The organism is Actinoplanes aureus (genome assembly GCF_015704865.1).
GTDB lineage: Bacteria > Actinomycetota > Actinomycetes > Mycobacteriales > Micromonosporaceae > Actinoplanes > Actinoplanes aureus.
Window position 1 is genome coordinate 493,783 of the sequence record NZ_JADQTO010000003.1, and the last position, 19,943, is coordinate 513,725.

Annotated in this window: 17 protein-coding genes; 15 read left to right on the forward strand and 2 right to left on the reverse strand. The window is 69.8% G+C overall.

Annotation, left to right across the window (positions count from 1 at the left end):
• Window positions 1–32 precede the first annotated feature (32 nt).
• From I4J89_RS08165 to I4J89_RS08185, 5 genes are all read left to right on the forward strand, one after another.
• On the forward strand, window positions 33–1,577 hold the full coding sequence (locus I4J89_RS08165; protein ID WP_230858500.1) for a class I SAM-dependent methyltransferase: 1,545 nt from the start codon (window positions 33–35) through the stop codon (window positions 1,575–1,577).
• Between the two features lie 332 nt (window positions 1,578–1,909).
• Window positions 1,910–3,058, forward strand: a complete 1,149-nt coding sequence (locus I4J89_RS08170) for an aldose epimerase family protein (protein ID WP_196413225.1) — start codon at window positions 1,910–1,912, stop codon at window positions 3,056–3,058.
• A 9-nt stretch (window positions 3,059–3,067) separates the two neighbouring features.
• Complete coding sequence (locus I4J89_RS08175) at window positions 3,068–4,201, forward strand: sugar ABC transporter substrate-binding protein (RefSeq protein WP_196413226.1); 1,134 nt, start codon at window positions 3,068–3,070, stop codon at window positions 4,199–4,201.
• On the forward strand, window positions 4,194–5,222 hold the full coding sequence (locus I4J89_RS08180; RefSeq protein ID WP_196413227.1) for an ABC transporter permease: 1,029 nt from the start codon (window positions 4,194–4,196) through the stop codon (window positions 5,220–5,222). The genes I4J89_RS08175 and I4J89_RS08180 overlap by 8 nt, the downstream gene beginning before the upstream one ends.
• On the forward strand, window positions 5,222–5,983 hold the full coding sequence (locus I4J89_RS08185; protein WP_196413228.1) for an ATP-binding cassette domain-containing protein: 762 nt from the start codon (window positions 5,222–5,224) through the stop codon (window positions 5,981–5,983). Before I4J89_RS08180 ends, I4J89_RS08185 begins: the two co-directional genes overlap by 1 nt.
• A gap of 20 nt (window positions 5,984–6,003) precedes the next feature.
• Here I4J89_RS08185 and I4J89_RS08190 read toward each other — a convergent pair whose 3' ends face one another.
• Entirely contained in the window at window positions 6,004–7,935 is a 1,932-nt protein-coding gene (locus I4J89_RS08190; protein ID WP_196413229.1) for a pentapeptide repeat-containing protein, read from the reverse strand.
• A gap of 50 nt (window positions 7,936–7,985) precedes the next feature.
• Entirely contained in the window at window positions 7,986–8,750 is a 765-nt protein-coding gene (locus I4J89_RS08195) for a GntR family transcriptional regulator (protein ID WP_196413230.1), read from the reverse strand.
• Window positions 8,751–8,937: 187 nt separating this feature from the next.
• Between I4J89_RS08195 and iolC the strand changes: the two genes are divergently transcribed.
• The 10 genes from iolC (at window position 8,938) to I4J89_RS08245 (ending at window position 19,897) form a co-directional block, all read left to right on the forward strand.
• The gene (iolC, locus tag I4J89_RS08200) at window positions 8,938–9,873 is read left to right on the forward strand and encodes a 5-dehydro-2-deoxygluconokinase (RefSeq protein ID WP_230858501.1); all 936 of its coding nucleotides are present in this window, start codon (window positions 8,938–8,940) and stop codon (window positions 9,871–9,873) included.
• Window positions 9,857–10,714, forward strand: a complete 858-nt coding sequence (locus tag I4J89_RS08205) for a Cgl0159 family (beta/alpha)8-fold protein (RefSeq protein WP_196413232.1) — start codon at window positions 9,857–9,859, stop codon at window positions 10,712–10,714. The genes iolC and I4J89_RS08205 overlap by 17 nt, the downstream gene beginning before the upstream one ends.
• A gap of 11 nt (window positions 10,715–10,725) precedes the next feature.
• Window positions 10,726–12,594 (forward strand): 3D-(3,5/4)-trihydroxycyclohexane-1,2-dione acylhydrolase (decyclizing), encoded by a 1,869-nt coding sequence (gene iolD, locus I4J89_RS08210; protein ID WP_196413233.1) that lies wholly within the window; start codon window positions 10,726–10,728, stop codon window positions 12,592–12,594.
• A 15-nt stretch (window positions 12,595–12,609) separates the two neighbouring features.
• Window positions 12,610–14,106: a CoA-acylating methylmalonate-semialdehyde dehydrogenase gene (locus I4J89_RS08215; RefSeq protein WP_196413234.1), complete on the forward strand. Its 1,497-nt coding sequence runs from the start codon at window positions 12,610–12,612 to the stop codon at window positions 14,104–14,106.
• An 8-nt stretch (window positions 14,107–14,114) separates the two neighbouring features.
• Window positions 14,115–15,116, forward strand: a complete 1,002-nt coding sequence (locus I4J89_RS08220) for a sugar ABC transporter substrate-binding protein (RefSeq protein ID WP_196413235.1) — start codon at window positions 14,115–14,117, stop codon at window positions 15,114–15,116.
• Between the two features lie 63 nt (window positions 15,117–15,179).
• The gene (locus tag I4J89_RS08225; protein ID WP_196413236.1) at window positions 15,180–16,244 is read left to right on the forward strand and encodes an ABC transporter permease; all 1,065 of its coding nucleotides are present in this window, start codon (window positions 15,180–15,182) and stop codon (window positions 16,242–16,244) included.
• Entirely contained in the window at window positions 16,241–17,113 is an 873-nt protein-coding gene (locus I4J89_RS08230; RefSeq protein ID WP_196413237.1) for an ATP-binding cassette domain-containing protein, read from the forward strand. The genes I4J89_RS08225 and I4J89_RS08230 overlap by 4 nt, the downstream gene beginning before the upstream one ends.
• On the forward strand, window positions 17,110–18,024 hold the full coding sequence (locus I4J89_RS08235) for a TIM barrel protein (protein WP_196413238.1): 915 nt from the start codon (window positions 17,110–17,112) through the stop codon (window positions 18,022–18,024). Before I4J89_RS08230 ends, I4J89_RS08235 begins: the two co-directional genes overlap by 4 nt.
• Window positions 18,021–19,037 (forward strand): Gfo/Idh/MocA family oxidoreductase, encoded by a 1,017-nt coding sequence (locus I4J89_RS08240; protein WP_196413239.1) that lies wholly within the window; start codon window positions 18,021–18,023, stop codon window positions 19,035–19,037. Before I4J89_RS08235 ends, I4J89_RS08240 begins: the two co-directional genes overlap by 4 nt.
• A complete protein-coding gene (locus I4J89_RS08245) occupies window positions 19,034–19,897 on the forward strand; it encodes a sugar phosphate isomerase/epimerase family protein (protein ID WP_196413240.1) in 864 nt (287 codons plus the stop codon). Before I4J89_RS08240 ends, I4J89_RS08245 begins: the two co-directional genes overlap by 4 nt.
• Window positions 19,898–19,943 lie beyond the last annotated feature (46 nt).

Genomic DNA, 19,943 nt, shown 5'->3' on the forward strand with positions numbered 1-19,943 from the left:
CGTGCGGCCGCAGCGCCGGTAGGATCATGGGCTTGGCCCGGCGACACCATGGGGTGATCACGATCCACTCATCTCAGCGCTTCGTGCTCTTCCCGGGGCGCCACCACCTGCTGACCCGGTTCCAGGCGGAATACCTGAGCCGCTTCGAGGCCGGGACGATCGTGTGGGCGGTGACCTCGGCCAACCACGAGAACACCAAGCGCAACCCCGTCCCGTACCACCGGCGGGAAGCCGCGATCGAGCGGTTCAGCCTGCTCGGCGGGCTGCGCTCGCTCGTCGTACCGATCTTCGACGCCGCGCCGACCGACGCCTTCGCCGAGGTCACCCTCAAGACCATCGCCGTCGCCACCGGCCTTGATCTCACCCCGGCGGACACCGTCGTGGCCTGCTCCACGCCCGAGGTCGCCGCGCTCTACCAGCGGCTCGGCTTCCCGATCGCGCCGGTCGAGGCCGATCCGACCCTGCGCACCACGCCGGAGCGGCCCTGGGACGTGCTGTTGCGGCTGGCCGCCGGCGACGAGACCTGGCGCAAGCTCGCCCATCCGGCCACCGTCGACGTCTACGAGCGGTACCGGCTGGTCGACACGGTCCGCACCGTGGTCAACGACCCGCTGGTCGGTGCCGAGGGCGGCCTCACCGCCACCCGCGACTACCGGACCTACGTGGAGGCGTTCGCCGACGCCGCCGAGCGCAAATGGGCGGCGGTACGCCGGCACGTGCAGCCCGGCCGCATCGTCGACATCGGCTGTGGTGCCGGCGCCGTGCTCGAACTGGCCGACCGGGAACCCGGCCTGCACGAGAGCGACCTGATCGGCGTCGAGGTCGCGCGTCACCTGTACTCCGAGTGCGTGCACAAGAAGGCCCAGGGCGTGTTCCGCAACGCCAACGTGTACTTCTACCAGCGCAACGTCCTCGGCGGCGCGATCTTCGCGGACCGGTCGGTGGAGACCACGCTCACCTTCGCGCTGACCCACGAGATCTGGTCCTACGGCCGGCAACGGGAGTCACTGCTGCGCTTCGCCCGCCGGATCTTCGACCACACGGCGCCCGGCGGCGTCTGGATCAACAGCGACGTGTGCGGCCCCGACGACCGCCGCCGCGAGGTGATCCTGCTCCTGTCCACCGCCGACGGCGACAACCCCGCGGGTGCCCGGCCGGATCTCGCCGGTCTCTCTTCCGAGCAGGTCAAGGTGTATGTCGAAAGCCTGTCCACCCGGGCCCGGCTGGACCAGTTCGCGGCCGACTTCGCGTTCCCGTTCACCTTCGAGGCCGTCGGCGACGGCGCGGTCCGCATCGAGCTGGGCGCCGCGATGGACTTCCTGACCCGCAAGGACTACGTGGACAACTGGCTGTCGGAGACCAGGGAGCAGTTCTGCGGCCTGTCCTTCGCCGAGTGGTCCGAGCTGCTCACCGAGGTCGGCTTCGAGCTGGACCCGGCCTCGGCCCCGATCCGCAACGACTGGATCATCGAGAACCGGATCGCCCCGGTCGCGTCGCTGACCGACCTCGACGGTCGCCCACTCGACTGGCCCGTCACCCACCTGCTGGCGGTCGCCCGGCGTCCCCGCAACGGCTGAGCGGGATTCCCCAGGCGGCGCGTTTACCACCATGGGTGAACAGCACCGAACCGCCATGCGGCCGCGCGGGAGGTTAACGCTCACATCTACTGGGAGCGCTCCTCCGAGCGACCGGCCCCGGGGACCGGATCATCTGATCCGCCGCCGTCGATCAGCTGATTGACGCTGGCCTATGGGAGTGCCTACGGTCCGGGACAGCACTCGTATCCGGGCCGGTTCCGATCGCGGAGCCGACCGGCTCCGGCAACGCTCACCGCCGGGGCCCTTTCACCCGAGATCCGTCCGCCACGCCGGCGGCGGCGTGGCGCTTCGCCTATGGGACGAGGCACGAGATGACGGCACTGATACGCGCGGGCACCGTCCTGCTCATGATGATCATCGTCGGCGTGCTGGGTGCGCCGACGTCGCAGGCCGGCGGGAAGCCCACCATCACCAAGGAGGCCTTCGGCAGCGCCGGCGGCCTCAGCGTCGAGCGGTACACGCTGACCAACGGCCGGCTGCGGGTCCGGATCCTGACCTACGGCGGGATCCTGCAGACCATCGAGACGCCCGACCGCACCGGGCGGCTCGCCAACGTGACCCTCGGCTTCGCCGACCTCGACGGCTACCTGGACAGCAACAACGCGCCCTACTTCGGCGCCATCATCGGCCGGTACGGCAACCGGATCGCGAACGGTACGTTCGTGCTCGACGGTGTCACCTACCGGCTGGCCACCAACAACGCGCCCAACCACCTGCACGGCGGCAACGTCGGCTTCGACAAGCGGGTCTGGGCCGCCACCCCGGTCACCGGGCCGGACAGCGTCGGGCTGCGGCTCGCCTACACCAGCCCGCACGGCGAGGAAGGCTACCCGGGCACCCTGCGCACCACGGTCACCTACACGGTCACCGCCAGGCAGGAGATCCGGATCGACTACCACGCCACCACCGACCGGGCGACCATCGTCAACCTGACCAACCACGCCTACTGGAACCTCGGCGGTGAGGGCACCGGCACCATCGACGACCACCTGCTGCGGATCAACGCCCGCCGGTACACGCCGGTCGACGCCACCCTGATCCCGACCGGCGCGATCGACGCGGTGGCCGGCACGCCGATGGACTTCACCCGGCAGACGCCGATCGGCGCGCGCAACCGCAGCGACTTCCAGCAGATCGTGTACGGCCGCGGTTACGACCACAACTGGGTGCTCGAACCGCAGCGGGGGCTGGGCTTCGCCGCCCGGGCGACTGATCCGGACAGCGGGCGCACCCTCAGTATCCGTACCACCGAGCCCGGCCTGCAGTTCTACGGCGGGAACTTCCTCGACGGCACCCTGTACGGCACGAGCGGCCGCGCCTACCGCCAGGGCGACGGATTCGCCCTGGAGACCCAGCACTTCCCCGACTCCCCGAACCACCCGAACTTCCCGTCGACCGTGCTGCGGCCGGGGGAGGTCTACCAGTCCACGACGATCTACCAGTTCGGCGTGAGCCGCTGAGAGGCATCCATGTCCAGAATTCATCCCAAGGTCGAGGAGGCCGTCGACACGCTGGACCTCAACCCCGTGACGCGGCGCCGGCTGCTGTCCGGGACCGGGCTGTTCAGCGCGTCACTGGCCGCGGGCGCCCTGCTGAGCGCCTGCTCACCGCAGCAGGACGACGAGCCGACCGGGGGCGCCGGCAACTTCCCGGAGACCCCGAAGTGGAAGTTCACCTTCGTCAACCACGTGACGACCAACCCGTTCTTCACCCCGACGCAGTACGGCATGGAGGACGCCGCCACCCTGCTCGGCATCGAGAAACCGCAGTGGACCGGGTCGCAGAACTCGATCGTGGCCGAGATGGTCAACGCGACGAACACCGCGATCAGCGCCAAGGTCGACGGGATCGCGATCGCGGTGGTGGACCAGAACGCCTTCCGCGGGCCGGTCGACCAGGCGCTCGACGCGGGCATCCCGGTGGTGTCGTACAACGCCGACGGGGCCCGCGCCGACACCGGCACCAACCGGCTGGCCTACATCGGGCAGGGCCTGTACGAGTCCGGTTACGCGCTCGGGCAGCGGGCGTTGCAGCAGGTGGAGTCCGGTGAGGTGGTCGGGTTCATCGCCACGCCGGGCGCGCTCAACATCCAGCCGCGCATCGACGGGGCGCAGCAGGCGATCAAGGACTCCGGCAAGGCGGTCACGTTCACCGCGGTCGCCACGAACGCCGACGTCACCCGCGGGTTGTCGATCATCGACGCGTACGCGCAGGGCCACCAGAACCTGGCCGGCATGCTCGCGGTGGACGCCGGCTCCACCTCGTCGGTCGGGCAGACCGTCAAGAAGTACGACATGCGGGCCAAGAGCCTGAAGGTGGCCGGCGGATTCGACCTGATCCCGGAGACGCTGACCGGCATCCAGGAGGGGAGTCTGGACTACACCATCGACCAGCAGCCCTACCTGCAGGGCTTCCTGCCCGTCGTCTATCTCTACCTGTACAAGCTGTCCGGCGGGCTGATGGCGCCCAGTGAGACCAACACCGGTCTGCTGTTCGTCACCAAGGAGAACGTGGCCCCGTACCAGAGCACCAAGACCCGCTACCAGGGCTCGGCGACCGACCAGGTGCTGGTGCCGAGGTCCGGGCCGATTCCCCATGGCTGACCCGGCCGTGGCCGAGGTGAGGGCCGGCCGGCGCGGGCCGGCCCTGACCGCGGGCCGTCGTGTCCTGGACGGTTTCCTGCGCCGCCGGGAGGCGAGCGTGCTGCTCGTCGCGCTCGGGTTGATGATCTACTTCCGGTGGGCCAGCCCGGTGTTCCTCACCCGCAACAACCTGGTGAACATCGCGCAGGCCACCGCACCGGTCGCGATCGTCGCGGTCGGTATCGTCCTGCTGCTGGTCAGCGGCGAGATCGACCTGTCGGTCGGCATCGTGGCCGCGCTGGCCCCGTTCCTGCTGCACTTCGCGATCGACTTCTACGGCCAGCCGGTCCTGGTCGGTCTGCTGCTGGCGCTGCTCATCTCGGCGGGCATCGGTCTGGTCAACGGCCTGATCGTCACCAAGCTGAAGGTGCCGTCGTTCGTCACCACCCTGGGCACCTTCTTCGCGGTCCAGGGCATCCTGCTGATCACCTCGCACGCCTATCCGGTGCCGATCCCGGAACCGGCCAAGGGCACCTGGCAGACCTGGCTCGGCGCCGGCCCGTGGGCGAGCATCACCTGGGCGATCGTCATCGTGGCGATCTTCCACGTGATCCTCACCCGGACCCGGTGGGGCCTGCACACCATCTCGGTCGGCGGCAACCCGGTGGGCGCCACCGAGGCCGGCATCCGGGCCTCCCGCATCAAGATCGGAAACTTCATGGTGACCAGTACGCTCGGCGGCCTGGTCGGCATCATGGAGGCCTTCCGGATCAACACGATCGACCCGAACATCGGCGGCGGCACCACCCTGACCTTCTACGCCATCTCGGCGGCGGTCATCGGCGGCACCGCACTGGCCGGCGGTTCCGGCACCATCGTCGGCGCGTTCCTCGGCGCCCTGGTCCTCGCCGAACTGCAGAACGGGTTCAACCTGATCGGTTACAGCGCCAACACCATCTACCTGATCCTCGGCCTGGCCATCCTGGTCTCGATGATCGCCAACCAGTACCTGTCCCGACTACGCCGAGCAGGGGGGACCTGATGACCGGCGACGCGCTGCGGGTGGTCGGCGTGGCGAAGCGGTTCGGCGCGCTCACCGCACTGCGCGACGTCAACCTGCACGTCGCCAAGGGGGAGGTGCTCGGCCTGATCGGCGACAACGGCGCCGGCAAGTCCACCCTCATGAAGATCATCTGCGGGTTCCACCGGCCGGACGCCGGGCAGATCGTCGTCGACGGCACCGAGGTCGTGCTGCGCAGCGTCGATCACGCCCGCTCGCTCGGCATCGACACCGTCTACCAGGACCTGGCGCTGGTCAACGAGCTCTCCGTCTATCACAACATGTTCCTCAACCGGGAGCTGGTGCGCTGGCCGCTGCTGAACAACCGGGCCATGCGCCGTCGCGCCGAGGAGCACCTGCGCGACATGGGCGTCAACCTGCCCGACGTCACCGTCGAGGTGGCCAAGCTCTCCGGCGGTCAGCGCCAGGCCATCGCGGTGGCCCGCTCGGTCTACTCCGACGCCCGGATCCTGCTGCTCGACGAACCCCTGGCCGCGATGGGTGCCAAGGAGGGCACGCTGATCCTCGACCTGATCCGCGACCTGAAGGAGCGCGGCGAGGTGTCGATCATCATCATCGCGCACAACTACGCGCAGGTCCTGGACGTGTGCGACCGGGTCAACCTGCTCCAGCACGGCGAGATCACCTTCGACAAGCGGGCCACCGACACGTCCCTGGAGGAGCTGACCGAACTGGTGGTCGCCGAGTACCGCACCTCGCGCAACCGCCGCCGGCACGCCTAGGTGGCTGCTGATCGCTACACCTAGCGCTTGACCCGGCCGCGCAGGGACAGGGCCGCGAGGCCGAGAAGGAGCGGCCCGAGGATTCTGAGCACGATCTGGCACCACCGCCCCACCAGGGTGGTGGTGCGCTGTTCCGGTCCCCGGAAGACGACCGTAGCGCTCTCGGCGCAGTAGACGAGTGCCGGGAGCAGATTGGAGCGGAAGTCGTTCGCGGCTTTCGCCGGCGGTCGCGCGGTGAGCTCACCGGCGGGCGTGATCCAGAAGGCCTGCGGTGTTCCCTGGGCGCCGATCGCGGCCACGTACGCCGGTGGAGTCGACGGCGGGCTGAAGCCGGCCCAGGCGACCACCGCGGTCGACACGCCGACGAGCAGAGCGAGAAAGGCCAGAGCGCGCGAGGCGCGCAGCGCGTATCCCGAGGTCAGCCAGTACGCGGTGAGAAGAAGGCGTTCCAGCCCGCGTGCGGCCGCGCGCCGCATCTCCATCTCGCCGTAGTAGAAGTCCGCGGCGTCGGGCTCGTTCTTGCTGTCCTCCAGCCCTTTGCGGAGTTCCCGGTAGGTCCGCGCGGCTCGCCGGGGATCGACGCCGGACCGGCCGGTCCCCAGCGGCAGCAGGCGCGACCAGTCGTCGCGCCGGCCGGCCGGGCCGTCGAGAGCCCGGTACAGGACTTCCTCGAGCACCACGTGCCGCGCTGTCCAGCGCCGTGTCCACGGGGTGCGCTCGAAGGAGAACGCCGGATCCTCGATGATCATCTTGTCCAGGTTGTGCCCCTCGGAGAGCCGGCACCTCCGCAGGCCGATGTCGGTGACCGTCAGGTTCGTCAGGTCTGATCCCTTGACGCTGATCAGCCCCCTCGGCGTCCCGGAGCCACGTCCCGGGCCGGCCAGCGTCGTCGGCCCGTCGAAGACGCACTCCTCGAGCGAGATCCGGCCCCCGGCCACGACGATGGCGCTGGCGCCGCCGAGAACGGCCCGTTTGAGGGTGACGAAGTCCGCCACCATGTCGAAACGGGCCTCGTTCCTGAAGGTCACCCGTTCCAGAACCAGGCCACCCCGGAAGTGCGCGAAGTTGAAGAAGACCGGGCCCTCGAAGACGACATCCTCGAAGACGACCGCCGACCGGAACAGTCCCTCCTGGAACGTGACCGGGCCGTGAAAGGTCACATTGCTGAAGCGGAGGTGGTCCTGGAACAGCGCCTGGCTGAAGCTGACCTCCTGTTCGAAGGAGCAGTCCTCGAACCGCATGCGACCCTGGTAGGTTCCCCGGTCGTATTCCACGTCGCCGTGGAAGGTGCAACCGGTGAAGTCAGCGGTGTCAAGCATGGTGACCGCGGTGAGGCTCGCCGAGCCGGTGAACGCCACGCGCCGGAAGGTCACCGGTCCGAAATACGTGCCGCGGTCGAGGTCGAAGTCGTCCGCGAAGGTCGCGTCCGTGAAGTCCAGGCTGTCGTTGAAGGTCGCCTCGGCGAAGTCGAGGCCGGTCGCCTCGGACCGATCGATCCGGACCGGGCCGTGGCACACGCCGCGGCGAAAGCTGATTCCCCTCGGAAACGCCACGCCACTCACCTGCAGCTCGCCCTGCGCGGTCGCGTGTTCCAGGAGGGCGTGGTCCAGAAATCGGGAGTCCCGCAGGGCGAATCGGCCTCGGATGGTCGCGCCCGCGAAGGTGAACTCGCTGCGGAAGGTGCAGTTCTTCAGCCGGAAATCGCCGGCGATGGTGCTGTTGTTGAGCTGCAGCGACCCGAGAACTTCCAGATCGTCGAAGACGATGTCGCCTTCCAGCGTCGCCGCCTCGAAATCCACGTCCTCCGTGATGGAGCTTCGGCGGATGCGGACGTCGCCCTTCGCGGTGCCCTGCCGCATGGACAGGGTGGACAGCGCGGCGCCGGTGACCCGTACGTCGCCGTGCACCTCGGTCACACGGATCTCGTCGTGCACGTCGTCCCGGGCAGGCATGGGCAGAGGCTACCGATCGGAGTCGATCACGAGGACGGGCGGATGCCACTTCAGCCGGCGGAAAGGTTGATCTCGAAGCTGTAGCGGCTCGCGCGGTAGACGTGGCTGCCGTACTCCAGGGCGCGGCCGCCCGCGTCCCACGCGGTGCGGGTCATGGTCAGCAGGGACGCGCCGCGTCGCTCGCCGAGCGTGCGGGCCTCGGCGGTCGTCGCCGAGCGGGCGCCGATCACCTGGGTGGCGATCCGCGGCACGTGGCCGGCGCGGCGCAGCAGCACGTAGAGGCCGTGCTCGGCGAGTTCCTCGCGGGCCGGCTCCAGCACGGTGCGCGGGATGGCGTTGCGCATCAGCGCCAGGGGCTCGCCGGAGGCGTAGCGCAGGCGCTCGATCCAGGTGATCTCGGTGCCCGGCGGCAGCTGGAGGGCCTGCGCGATCGCGTCGGAGGCCTGCGTGACGCGCAGGTCGAGCACCTCGGTACGCGGTTCCCGGTCGCCGGCCACCAGGTCGTCGTAGAGGCTGGACAGCTCGACCGGGCGGCGGACGCTGGGGTGGGCGACGATCGTGCCGACGCCGCGTTTGCGGACCAGCATGCCGCGCTCCACCAGGTACTGGATGGCGCGGCGGGTGGTCGGCCGGGAGACCCGCAGCCGCTCGGCCAGATCGACCTCGTTCTCGATCCGGGCGCCGACGCCGATCTCCCCGGACTCGATGAGCTCCTGCAGCTGGGTGGCGACCTGGAAATACAGCGGGACGGGGCTGGTCCGGTCCACATCGACCCGGCGGACAAGGTTGCCTGGGTCGGACAGTTCCGAGGTCACGACGTCCCCCTGTGGTCTGCGCGTCTTTGTGAGTTTGTCAGGACAAAGTATTGACGGGGAAGTCTTCACGTTATTACATCGACGTTAACGAACCTAGGGTTATCGATTGATCACCCAGTGTTGATCTCCAGTCTCCACTCGCCGCATCCAGAGGGGAACCCGTATGCCCGCGGACGAGGTACTCACGATGGGACGCATCGGGGTAGATCTGTATCCGCAGCAGGCCGGCGTGTCGCTGCGCGAGGTCCGGACCTTCGAGAAGTTCCTCGGCGGCAGCCCGTCCAACGTGGCGGTCGCGGCGGCCCGGTACGGCCGGCGCACCGCCGTGATCACCCGCACCGGGGACGACCCGTTCGGGGAATTCCTGCACGACGCGCTGCGCGGGTTCGGCGTCGACGACCGGTTCGTGACCCCGGTCGCCGGCCTGCCCACCCCGATCGCGTTCTGCGAGATCTTCCCGCCGGACGACTTCCCGCTCTACTTCTACCGTCAGCCCAAGGCCCCGGACCTGGAGATCTACGAGTCCGAGCTGGATCTCGACGCGATCGCCGCGGCCGACGTCTTCTGGGTCACCGGGACCGGGCTGTCGCAGGAGCCGTCGAGATCCGCGACGCTCGCCGCGCTGCGCCACCGCGACCGGCGCGGCATCACCATCTTCGACCTCGACTACCGGCCGATGTTCTGGCCGGATCGCGAGGACGCCCGCCGCTGGTACGCCGAGGCCCTGCCGTACGCCACCGTCGCCGTCGGCAACCTCGACGAGGCCGAGACCGCCGTCGGGCAGCGGCGCCCGGCGGAGGCCGCCGCCGCCCTGCACGACGCCGGCGTCGAACTCGCCGTCGTCAAACAGGGCCCGGCCGGGGTCCTCGCCTCCCAGCACGGCACGCGGGTGTCCGTCCCGCCCGCCCGGGTCCGGGTGCTCAACGGCCTCGGCGCCGGCGACGGCTTCGGCGGGGCGCTCTGCCACGGCCTGCTCGCCGGCTGGGATCTCGAGACGACGATGCGCTTCGCCAACGCCGCCGGAGCCATCGTCGCCTCGCGACTGTCCTGCGCCGACGCCATGCCCACCGAGGCCGAGGTCCGCGAGCTGCTTCAGGAGGCCACCCATGCCGGACGTCGGTGACCTGGTCCAGGCCCGGGTGAACCGCCCCGAGGCGATCGCCCGGGCGGCCGCCGTCCGCCGCCGCCCCACCTCACTGCTCGGCCCGCACGGCCGCCTCATGATCATCGCGGCGGATCATCCGGCGCGCGGCGCGCTGCGGGCCGGCGCCGACCCGATGGCCATGGCCAACCGCGCCGACCTGCTCGACCGGCTCGCCGTCGCGCTGTCCCGGCCGGGTGTCAACGGCGTGCTCGGCACTCCGGACATCCTGGAGGACCTGCTGCTGCTCGGCGTCCTGGACGACAAGGTGGTGATCGGGTCGATGAACCGCGGCGGGCTGGCCGGCACCGCGTTCGAGATCGACGACCGGTTCACCGCGTACGACGCGGAGAGTATCGCCGCGGCCGGCTACGAGGGCGGCAAGATGCTGCTGCGCATCGACCCGCAGGACCCGTCGACCGTCGCCACCCTGCAGGCCTGCGGCAACGCGGTCAGCGAGCTGGCCGCCCGGCAGGTGATGGCGATGGTGGAGCCGTTCATCTCGCATCGTGTGGACGGGCGGATCCAGAACGAGCTGACCGCCGAGGCGATGACCCGCGCGGTGACCGTGGCGGCCGGGCTGGGCACCACGAGTGCGTACACCTGGCTCAAGGTGCCGGTGGTCGAGGACATGGAGCGGGTGATGGCGGCGACCACGCTGCCCGCGCTCATTCTCGGCGGCGACGCGGAGGCGTCCTACCAGCAGTGGCAGAAGGCGCTGAGCCTGCCCACGGTCCGGGGTCTGGTGATCGGCCGGTCCCTTCTGTATCCACCGGACGGCGCGGTCGCCGACGCGGTCGACCGGGCCGTGAACCTGCTGTGAAAGGGAATGTCATGAGGTTGACGGTCGCGCAGGCCGTGGTGCGGTTCCTGGCGAATCAGTGGACCGAGCGCGACGGCGTCGAGCAGCGCACCATCGCCGGCTGCCTGGGGATCTTCGGGCACGGCAACGTGGCGGGTGTCGGGCAGGCGTTGTTGCAGGCGCAGCGCGAACGTCAAGTCGGCACTGCGCCGGATTTTCCGTATGTTCTTGCCCGCAACGAGCAGGCCATGGTGCACACGGCGGCCGGGTTCGCCCGGATGCGGAACCGGCTCGCCACCTACGCCTGCACCGCGTCGATCGGGCCCGGCTCGACGAACATGCTGACCGGCGCCGCCCTGGCCACGGTCAACCGGCTGCCGGTGCTGCTGCTGCCGTCCGACGTGTTCGCCACCCGGGTGGCCACGCCGGTGCTGCAGGAACTGGAGCACCCGGGCGCCGGCGACGTGTCGGTCAACGACGCGTTCCGGCCGGTCTCCGCCTTCTTCGACCGGATCTGGCGGCCCGAGCAGCTGCCCGCGGCGCTGCTGGCCGCGATGCGGGTCCTGACGGACCCGGCGCAGACCGGAACGGTCACCCTCTGCCTTCCCCAGGACGTGCAAGCCGAGGCGTACGAGTATCCGGACGAGTTGTTCGCCAAGCGGGTGTGGCACGTCTCCCGCCCGGTGCCCGAGCCGGCCTTCGTCGAACGGGCCGCCGAGGTGATCCGCACCGCGCGGCGGCCGCTGCTGATCGCCGGCGGGGGAGTGATCTACTCCGAGGCGTCCGAGGCGCTGGACCGGTTCGCCCGGGCCACCGGCATCCCGGTCGCCGACACCCAGGCCGGCAAGGGCGCGCTGAGCTGGGACCATCCGAACTCGGTCGGCGGGGTTGGGTCGACCGGCACACCGGTGGCGAACCGGCTGGCCCGCGACGCCGACGTGATCATCGGGGTGGGCACCCGGTACAGCGACTTCACCACCGCGTCACGGACCGCGTTCCAGCACCCGGACGTGCGGTTCGTCAACCTCAACGTGGCCGCCTTCGACGCCGCCAAGCAGTCCGCGTACCCGATCGTCGCCGACGCCCGGGCCGGCCTGGAGGCCCTGCTCGCCGCCCAGCTCGGCCGGCGTTTCGACCTCGGCTACCAGGGCGAGGTCGCCGCCTGGCAGCAGACCGTGGACCGCGCGTACCACCTCGGGCACGGGCCCCTGCCCGCCCAGAGCGAGGTGATCGGTGCGGTGAACGAAGCGTGCGGAGCACGCGACGTGGTGGTGCAGGCGGCCGGCAGCATGCCCGGGGACCTGCAGCTGCTGTGGCGCTCCCGCGACCCCAAGCAGTACCACGTCGAGTACGGCTACTCGTGCATGGGCTTCGAGATCGCCGGAGCGCTCGGGATCAAGCTGGCCGACGAGTCCCGCGAGGTGTACGCGCTGGTCGGCGACGGCTCCTACCTGATGATGGCGCAGGAGATCGTCACCGCGATCGCCGAGGGCGTGAAACTGATCGTGGTGCTGGTGCAGAACCACGGCTTCGCCTCGATCGGCGCGCTCTCCGAGCAGTCCGGCTCACAGCGGTTCGGCACCGCCTACCGCTACCGCAACCCGGAGACCGGCGACTACGACGGTGCCCGGCTGCCGGTGGACCTGGCCGCCAACGCCGAGAGCCTGGGCGCGCAGGTGATCCGCTGCCGTACCGTCGCCGACCTGGCCGACGGCCTGAAGCGGGCCCGCGAGTCCGACCGGCTGACCGTCGTGCACATCGAGACCGACCCGCTGTCCCCGGTGCCCTCGTCCGAATCGTGGTGGGACGTGCCGGTCGCCGCGGTCTCCACCCTCGACAGCACCCGCGCCGCGCGCGAGTCGTACGACGCCGCCAAGCGCGCCCAGCGGCAACACCTCTGACAAGGAGCCTTCGAAGTGGCAACCATCGAGCACTGGATCGGCGGCCAGTTCACCGCCGGCGCGTCGACCCGCCGGAGCCCGGTCTTCAACCCGGCCACCGGGCAGCGGCAGCACGAGGTCGTGCTGGCCACAACCGCCGACGTGGACGCCGCCGTGCAGGCCGCGGCCACCGCCTTCGAGTCGTGGAGCCAGGCGTCGCTGAGCGCCCGCACCAAGGTTCTGTTCAACTTCCGGGAGCTGGTCAACGCGCGGGTCAAGGACATCGCCGAGATCATCTCCGACGAGCACGGCAAGGTGCTGTCCGACGCCGCCGGCGAGGTGCAGCGCGGCCTCGAGGTGATCGAGTTCGCCTGCGGCATCCCGCAACTGCTCAAGGGCTCCTACTCCGACCAGGTGTCGACCGGCGTGGACGTGTTCAGCTTCCGCGAGCCGCTCGGGGTCTGCGCCGGGATCACCCCGTTCAACTTCCCGGCCATGGTGCCGATGTGGATGCATCCGGTCGCCATCGCCTGCGGCAACACCTTCGTGCTCAAGCCCAGCGAACGGGACCCGTCCGCGTCGAACTACGTGGCCGGTCTGTGGCGCGAGGCCGGCCTGCCGGACGGCGTCTTCAACGTGGTGCACGGCGACAAGGAGGCGGTCGACGCTCTGCTCGACCACGCCGGCGTCGCCGCGATCTCGTTCGTGGGCTCGACCCCGATCGCCCGCTACATCCACCAGAAGGCCTCCGCCGCCGGCAAGCGGGTGCAGGCCCTCGGCGGGGCGAAGAACCACGCGATCGTGCTGCCCGACGCCGACCTCGACTTCACCGCCGGTCACCTGACCGCCGCCGCGTTCGGTTCGGCGGGGGAGCGGTGCATGGCGATCTCCACGGCGGTGGCCGTCGGTGCCGCCGGCGACCCGCTGATGGAACAGGTCTCGCGGATGGCCTCGGAGGTGATCGTCGGCCCCGGCCGGGACCCACGCAGCGAGATGGGCCCGGTGGTCACCTCGGCCGCCAAGCAGCGCATCGAGTCGCTCATCGGCAGCGGCGAGCAGCAGGGTGCGAAGGTCCTGGTCGACGGGCGCGGCCTGACGATCCCCGGCCACGAGGAGGGCTTCTTCGTCGGCCCGACCGTCATCGACCAGGTGCAGCCGTCGATGGACGTCTACACCGAGGAGATCTTCGGGCCGGTGCTGTCGGTCGTGCGGGCCTCCGACGTGGACGAGGCGATCGCCCTGATCAACAGCAATCCGTACGGCAACGGCACCGCCATCTTCACCAGCAGCGGTGAGGCGGCGCGCCGGTTCCAGCGCGGCGTACGCGTCGGCATGATCGGTATCAACGTGCCCATCCCGGTGCCGATGGCCTACTACTCCTTCGGCGGCTGGAAGGACTCGCTCTTCGGCGAGCAGCACATCCACGGGCCCGAAGGTGTCTCGTTCTACACCCGCGCCAAGGTGATCACCTCCCGCTGGCCGCACGTCACCACCCCGGCAGACGCATCCCTGCACTTCCCTACGGCTTCCTGAGGAGAGACATGTCCAGATACGGCAAACGGACGATCGCGGTCGTCCTGGCGATGGGCCTCGCGGTGGCCGCGGGCGCCTGCAGCAGCTCCGGTGGCAAGGAGGCCGAGGAGAACGCCGAAGGCCTCTCCGGCGGAAAGGCCGGCACCCCCACCATGACGGTCGCCATGGTCACCCACGCGGCTCCCGGCGACACGTTCTGGGACATCATCAAGAAGGGCGCCCAGTCGGCGGCGAGCAAGGACAACGTCGACCTGAAGTACTCCGCCGACCCCAGCTCGGCGAACCAGGCGACGCTGATCCAGAGCGCCATCGACAGCAAGGTCGACGGCATCGCGGTCACCCTTCCGGACCCGCCGGCGCTGGTGCCGGTGGTGAAGAAGGCGATCGCCGCCGGTATCCCGGTGATCGCGTTCAACGCCGGCATCACCTCGTTCGAGGACTCCGGTGCCCTCGCCTACTTCGGCTCGGACGAGAGCGTGGCCGGCGAGACCGCCGGCGCGCGGGCCGCCCAGGACGGCGCCAAGCACGTGCTGTGCGTGGTGCAGGAACAGGGACAGGTGCAGCTCGAGGCGCGTTGCGACGGCGTGCAGAAGGGCTTCGGCGGCGGGCAGTACGACAAGATCTACGTCAACGGCCGGGACATGCCGTCGGTGCAGACCACGATCGCCACGAAGCTGCAGCAGGACAAGACGATCGACATGATCGTCACGCTCGGCGCGCCGTTCGCCCTGGCCTCGATCCAGGCGGTCAAGGACACCGGCAGCCAGGCCAAGGTCGCCACCTTCGACTTCAACCCGCAGATCCCGGAGCAGATCAAGTCCGGCGCGCTGCAGTGGGCCATCGACCAGCAACCCTTCCTGCAGGGCTACTCGGCGGTCGACGGGCTGTGGCTCTACAAGAACAACGGCAACGTGCTCGGCGGTGGCAAGGCGACGCTGACCGGGCCGTACCTGGTCGACAAGAACAACGTCGACTTCGTCGCGAAGTTCGCGGCGGCCGGTAACCGGTAGCCGTTCCCGCGCCCGGGGCCGGCCGGCCCCGGGCCGGACTCCCTGAAGAATCCGGAGATCGTCATGAGTTCAACCCTCGAGACCAGACCCGGCCCGCCGCCGCCGGCGGCGTCGGACGAGCGGGTCGCCCGGCAGTCCCCGCTGTCCCGCCTGCTCGCCCGGCCCGAAGTGGGCGCGCTGGTCGGCGCGATCCTCATCTACATCGTCTTCTTCATCGTCGCGCCGCCGTTCCGCCAGCCCGAATCCCTGTCGTCGGTGCTCTACGTCAGCTCCACCTTCGGCATCATGGCGGTCGCCGTCGCCCTGCTGATGATCGGCGGAGAGTTCGACCTGTCCGCCGGCGTCGCGGTCACCTCGTCGGCGCTGTTCGCGTCGATGTTCGCCTACCAGTTCACCCTGAACCTGTGGGTCGGTGTCGCCGCCGCGCTGGTGTTCGCGCTGCTCGTCGGCTTCATCAACGGCTACCTCGTGGTGAAGACGGGCATACCCAGCTTCCTGGTCACCCTCGGCACCTTCTTCATGCTGCGCGGCCTCAACCTGGCCCTCACCAAGGCGGTCACCGGCAACGTGGCCACCAACGACGTGTCCAACATGGACGGCTTCGACTCCGCGCAGAAGGTGTTCGCCTCGTCCTTCACGATCGGCAACGTCTCGATCCGGATCACCCTGCTGTGGTGGATCCTGTTCGTCGCCATCGGTACGTGGCTGCTGCTGCGTACCCGGCTCGGGAACTGGATCTTCGCGGTCGGCGGTTCGGCACCCAGTTCGCGGGCGGTCGGCGTGCCGGTCAACAAGGTCAAGATCGGCCTGTTCATGGGGGTCGGATTCCTGGCCTGGTTCATGGGCATGCACAACCTGTTCGCCTTCAACACCGTGCAGTCCGGCGGCGGGCTCGGCAACGAGTTCATCTACATCGTCGCGGCGGTGGTCGGTGGGTGCCTGCTCACCGGCGGGTACGGATCGGTGATCGGTGCCGCGATCGGCGCCTTCATCTTCGGCATGACCAACCTCGGCATCGTCTACGCCGGCTGGGACCCCGACTGGTTCTACTTCTTCCTCGGCGCGCTGCTGCTCGGCGCGATCCTGCTCAACTCGTTCGTTCGCAAACGGGCGGAGGCCATGAGATGACCGCTGTTGTCCCGGAGACCGCCACCCCGCTGGTGCGGCTCACCGACGCCGGCAAGAACTACGGCAACATCATCGCGCTGCGCGGTGTCACGCTCGAGGTCAGCGGCGGCGAGGTCACCTGCGTGCTGGGTGACAACGGCGCCGGCAAGTCCACCCTCATCAAGATCATCGCCGGGTTGCACGAGCACACCTCGGGAAGCTACGAGGTCGAGGGTGAGGCGGTCCATTTCAGCTCGCCACGGGAGGCCCTCGACCACGGCATCGCCACGGTCTACCAGGACCTCGCGGTCGTCCCGCTGATGCCGGTGTGGCGCAACTTCTTCCTCGGCAACGAGGTCCGGAAGGGCCTGCGGATGGACATCGGGTTCATGCGCGAGACCACCAAGAAGGAACTGCTCGACATGGGCATCGACCTGCGTGACGTCGACCAGCCGATCGGCACCCTCTCCGGCGGTGAGCGGCAGTGCGTGGCGATCTCCCGGGCCGTCTACTTCGGCGCGAAGGTGCTGATCCTCGACGAGCCGACGGCGGCGCTCGGCGTCAAGCAGTCCGGCGTGGTGCTGCGCTACATCCTGCAGGCCCGCGAACGCGGCCTCGGCGTCATCTTCATCACCCACAACCCGCACCACGCGTACCCGGTCGGCGACCGGTTCCTGCTGCTCAAACGCGGGCAGAGCATCGGCTACTACCGCAAGAGCGAGATCAGCCGCGACGAGCTGACCGCGCTGATGGCCGGCGGCGCCGAGCTGGAGGAGCTCAGCCACGAGCTGGAGAGCGCGGGCGGCGCCTCGGCCGACGCGGCGAAGATCCTCGGCGAGGAGGTCCACGACCTGGGCATCGACCGGGTGTCCACCAAGGAGGCGCCGTGACCAGCCTGCATCTCGGCAGCTGTCCGGACTCGTGGGGCGTCTGGTTCGCCGACGACCCGCGCCAGACACCCTGGCACCGGTTCCTCGACGAACTCGCCGAGGTCGGTTACCAGTGGCTGGAACTCGGCCCGTACGGCTACCTGCCCACCGATCCGGCCCGCCTCGGCGACGAACTGGCCCGCCGCGGCCTGCGCGTCGCCGGGGGCACCATGCACGGCTACAGCGGGCTGCACCGGCCCGGCGACCTGCCGGAGATCCTCGCCCGGACCCGGCCGGTGGCCGAGCTGACCGCGGCCGTCGGCGCCGAGCACCTGGTCTTCGTACCGGTGCCCGGCTACCGCGACGACGTGACCGGCGCCTACCTGGAACCCGGCACCCTCGACGACGACGGGTGGAAGACGCTGGTCCGCGGCACCGACGAACTGGGCCGGATGCTGGCCGAGGAGTACGGGCTGCGGCTCGAGTTCCACCACCACGCCGACAGCTACGTGGAGACCCGCCCGCAGATCGACCGGCTGCTCGCCGAGACCAACCCGGCGTACGTGTCGCTCTGCCTGGACACCGGGCACCTCGCGTACGGCGGCGGCGACGCGGCGGCGCTGATCGACGAGCACCCGGACCGGGTCGGCTACCTGCACATCAAACAGATGGACCCGGCGATCGTACGGCGTGCCCGCGGTGAGGACCTCGCCTTCGGGCAGGCCGTCGCGATGGGGGTCAGCTGCGAGCCGCCCGCCGGGGAACCGGACGTACCCAGCGTCGTGCAGGCGCTGCAACGGCGCGGCCGGGACACCTTCGTGATCGTCGAACAGGACATGTACCCGGTCGAGTTCGACGTGCCGCGGCCGATCGCCGCGCGTACCCGCGGCTACCTGCGCACCTGCGGCATCGGAACGGACGCCTCGTCATGATCAACGTTGGAGTCATCGGTACCGGCATGATCGGCCAGGACCACATCCGGCGGATGACCAGCGTGCTGTCCGGAGTGCGCGTCTGCGCCGTGTCCGACGTGGACGCCGCGACCGCCGCCTCGGTGGGGGAGCGGGTCGGCGCGGCGGTGCACACCACCGGCCAGGAACTGATCGCCGACCCGTCCGTCGACGCGACGCTGGTCTGCTCCTGGGGACCCACCCACGAGCAGTACGTGCTCGCCGCCATCGCCGCCGGCAAGCCGGTCTTCTGCGAGAAACCCCTGGCCACCACCACCGAGGCCTGCCAACGGATCATCGAGGCGGAGACCGCGTACGGCGGCCGGCTCGTCCAGGTCGGCTACATGCGCCGCTACGACAGCGCCTACCGGGCGCTCAAGGCGGTGCTCGACAGCGGGCAGATCGGCAACCCGCTGCTGATGCACTGCGCGCACCGCAACCCGAGCGTGCCCGGGGTGTACGAGAAGGACATGGCGATCACCGACACCGCGGTGCACGAGATCGACATGGTGCGCTGGATGCTCGGCGAGGAGATCAGGGCGGTGCGCGTGCTCGTACCCCGGCGCAGCCGCAACGGCGGCATTTTGCAGGACCCGCTGTTCCTGCTGATGGAGACGGCGGGCGGCGCGATCGTCGACGTGGAGATCTCGGTCAACATCCGGTACGGCTACGACATCCGCGGCGAGATCGTCGGCGAGGACGGCACCGCGGCGCTCGGCGAGCTGAGCCCGCTCGTGGTGCGGCACGCCGGCCAGGTCGCCACCCCGGTGCCGGCCGACTGGCGGGAACGCTTCATCCGCGCCTACGACATCGAGTTGCAGGAGTGGATCGACGGCATCGCCGGCGGTGTGCCGGCGACCGGGCCGAGCAGCTGGGACGGGTACGCGGCCGCGGTCGTCTCGGACGCCGGGGTGAGTGCCCTGCACAGCGGGGAACGCGTGCCGATCGCCCTGATGGACAAGCCGAAGCTGTACGCCGCGGAGGCCGCCGCATGAAGATCGCCCTCGACCCGTACATGCTGCGGAACGTGCCGCTGCTGGAACTGCCGCGGATGGTGTCCGACCTCGGCTACCGCTACCTCGAGATGTCGCCGCGCGACGACTTCCTGCCGTTCTTCCTGCACCCCCGGGTGGACCGGGCCGGTGTCCGGGCGTTCCGGCGGGAACTGGCGGCCGCGCAGGTCGAGGTGGCCTCGGTGCTGCCGCTCTACCGGTGGTCCGGGCCGGACGAGGACGAGCGGCAGGCCGCGGTCCGGTACTGGAAGCGGGCCATCGAGATCACCGTCGAGCTGGGGGTGACCGTGATGAACTCCGAGTTCAACGGCCGCCCCTCGGACCCGGCCACGAGTGAGGCGCAGTTCTGGCGGTCCATGGAGGAGCTGCTGCCGATCTTCGAGCGGGAAGGCGTACGCCTGGTCCTGGAACCGCACCCGGACGACTTCATCGAGGACGGCATCGCCGCGGTCAACATGATCCGCGGCATCGACTCGGACCTGGTGAGCTTCCTGTACTGCGCCCCGCACACCTTCCACCAGGGCGGCGACCTGGCCGCGATCATCCGGCACGCCGGGCCGCTGCTCACCCAGCTGCACCTGGCCGACACGTTCGACCATCGTGGCTCGTCCGGGTTGCGCTACATCGTCAACCCGCCCGGCTCGACCGCCCGCGTCCACCAGCACCTGGACATCGGCCAGGGCGAGGTCGACTGGGACCTGTTCTTCGGCACCCTGGCCGAGGTCGGCTTCGACGGCATCGCGACCGTCTGCGTCTTCGCCTGGGAGGAACGCGCCCACGACAGCGCCACCTACAACCTCGCGGAGGTCAAGCGCTACCTGGCCAAGTACCCGCCACGCTGAGCGAAAACGGATCGAGTCGGCCGGCGGGCTTGACCATGACGCAGCG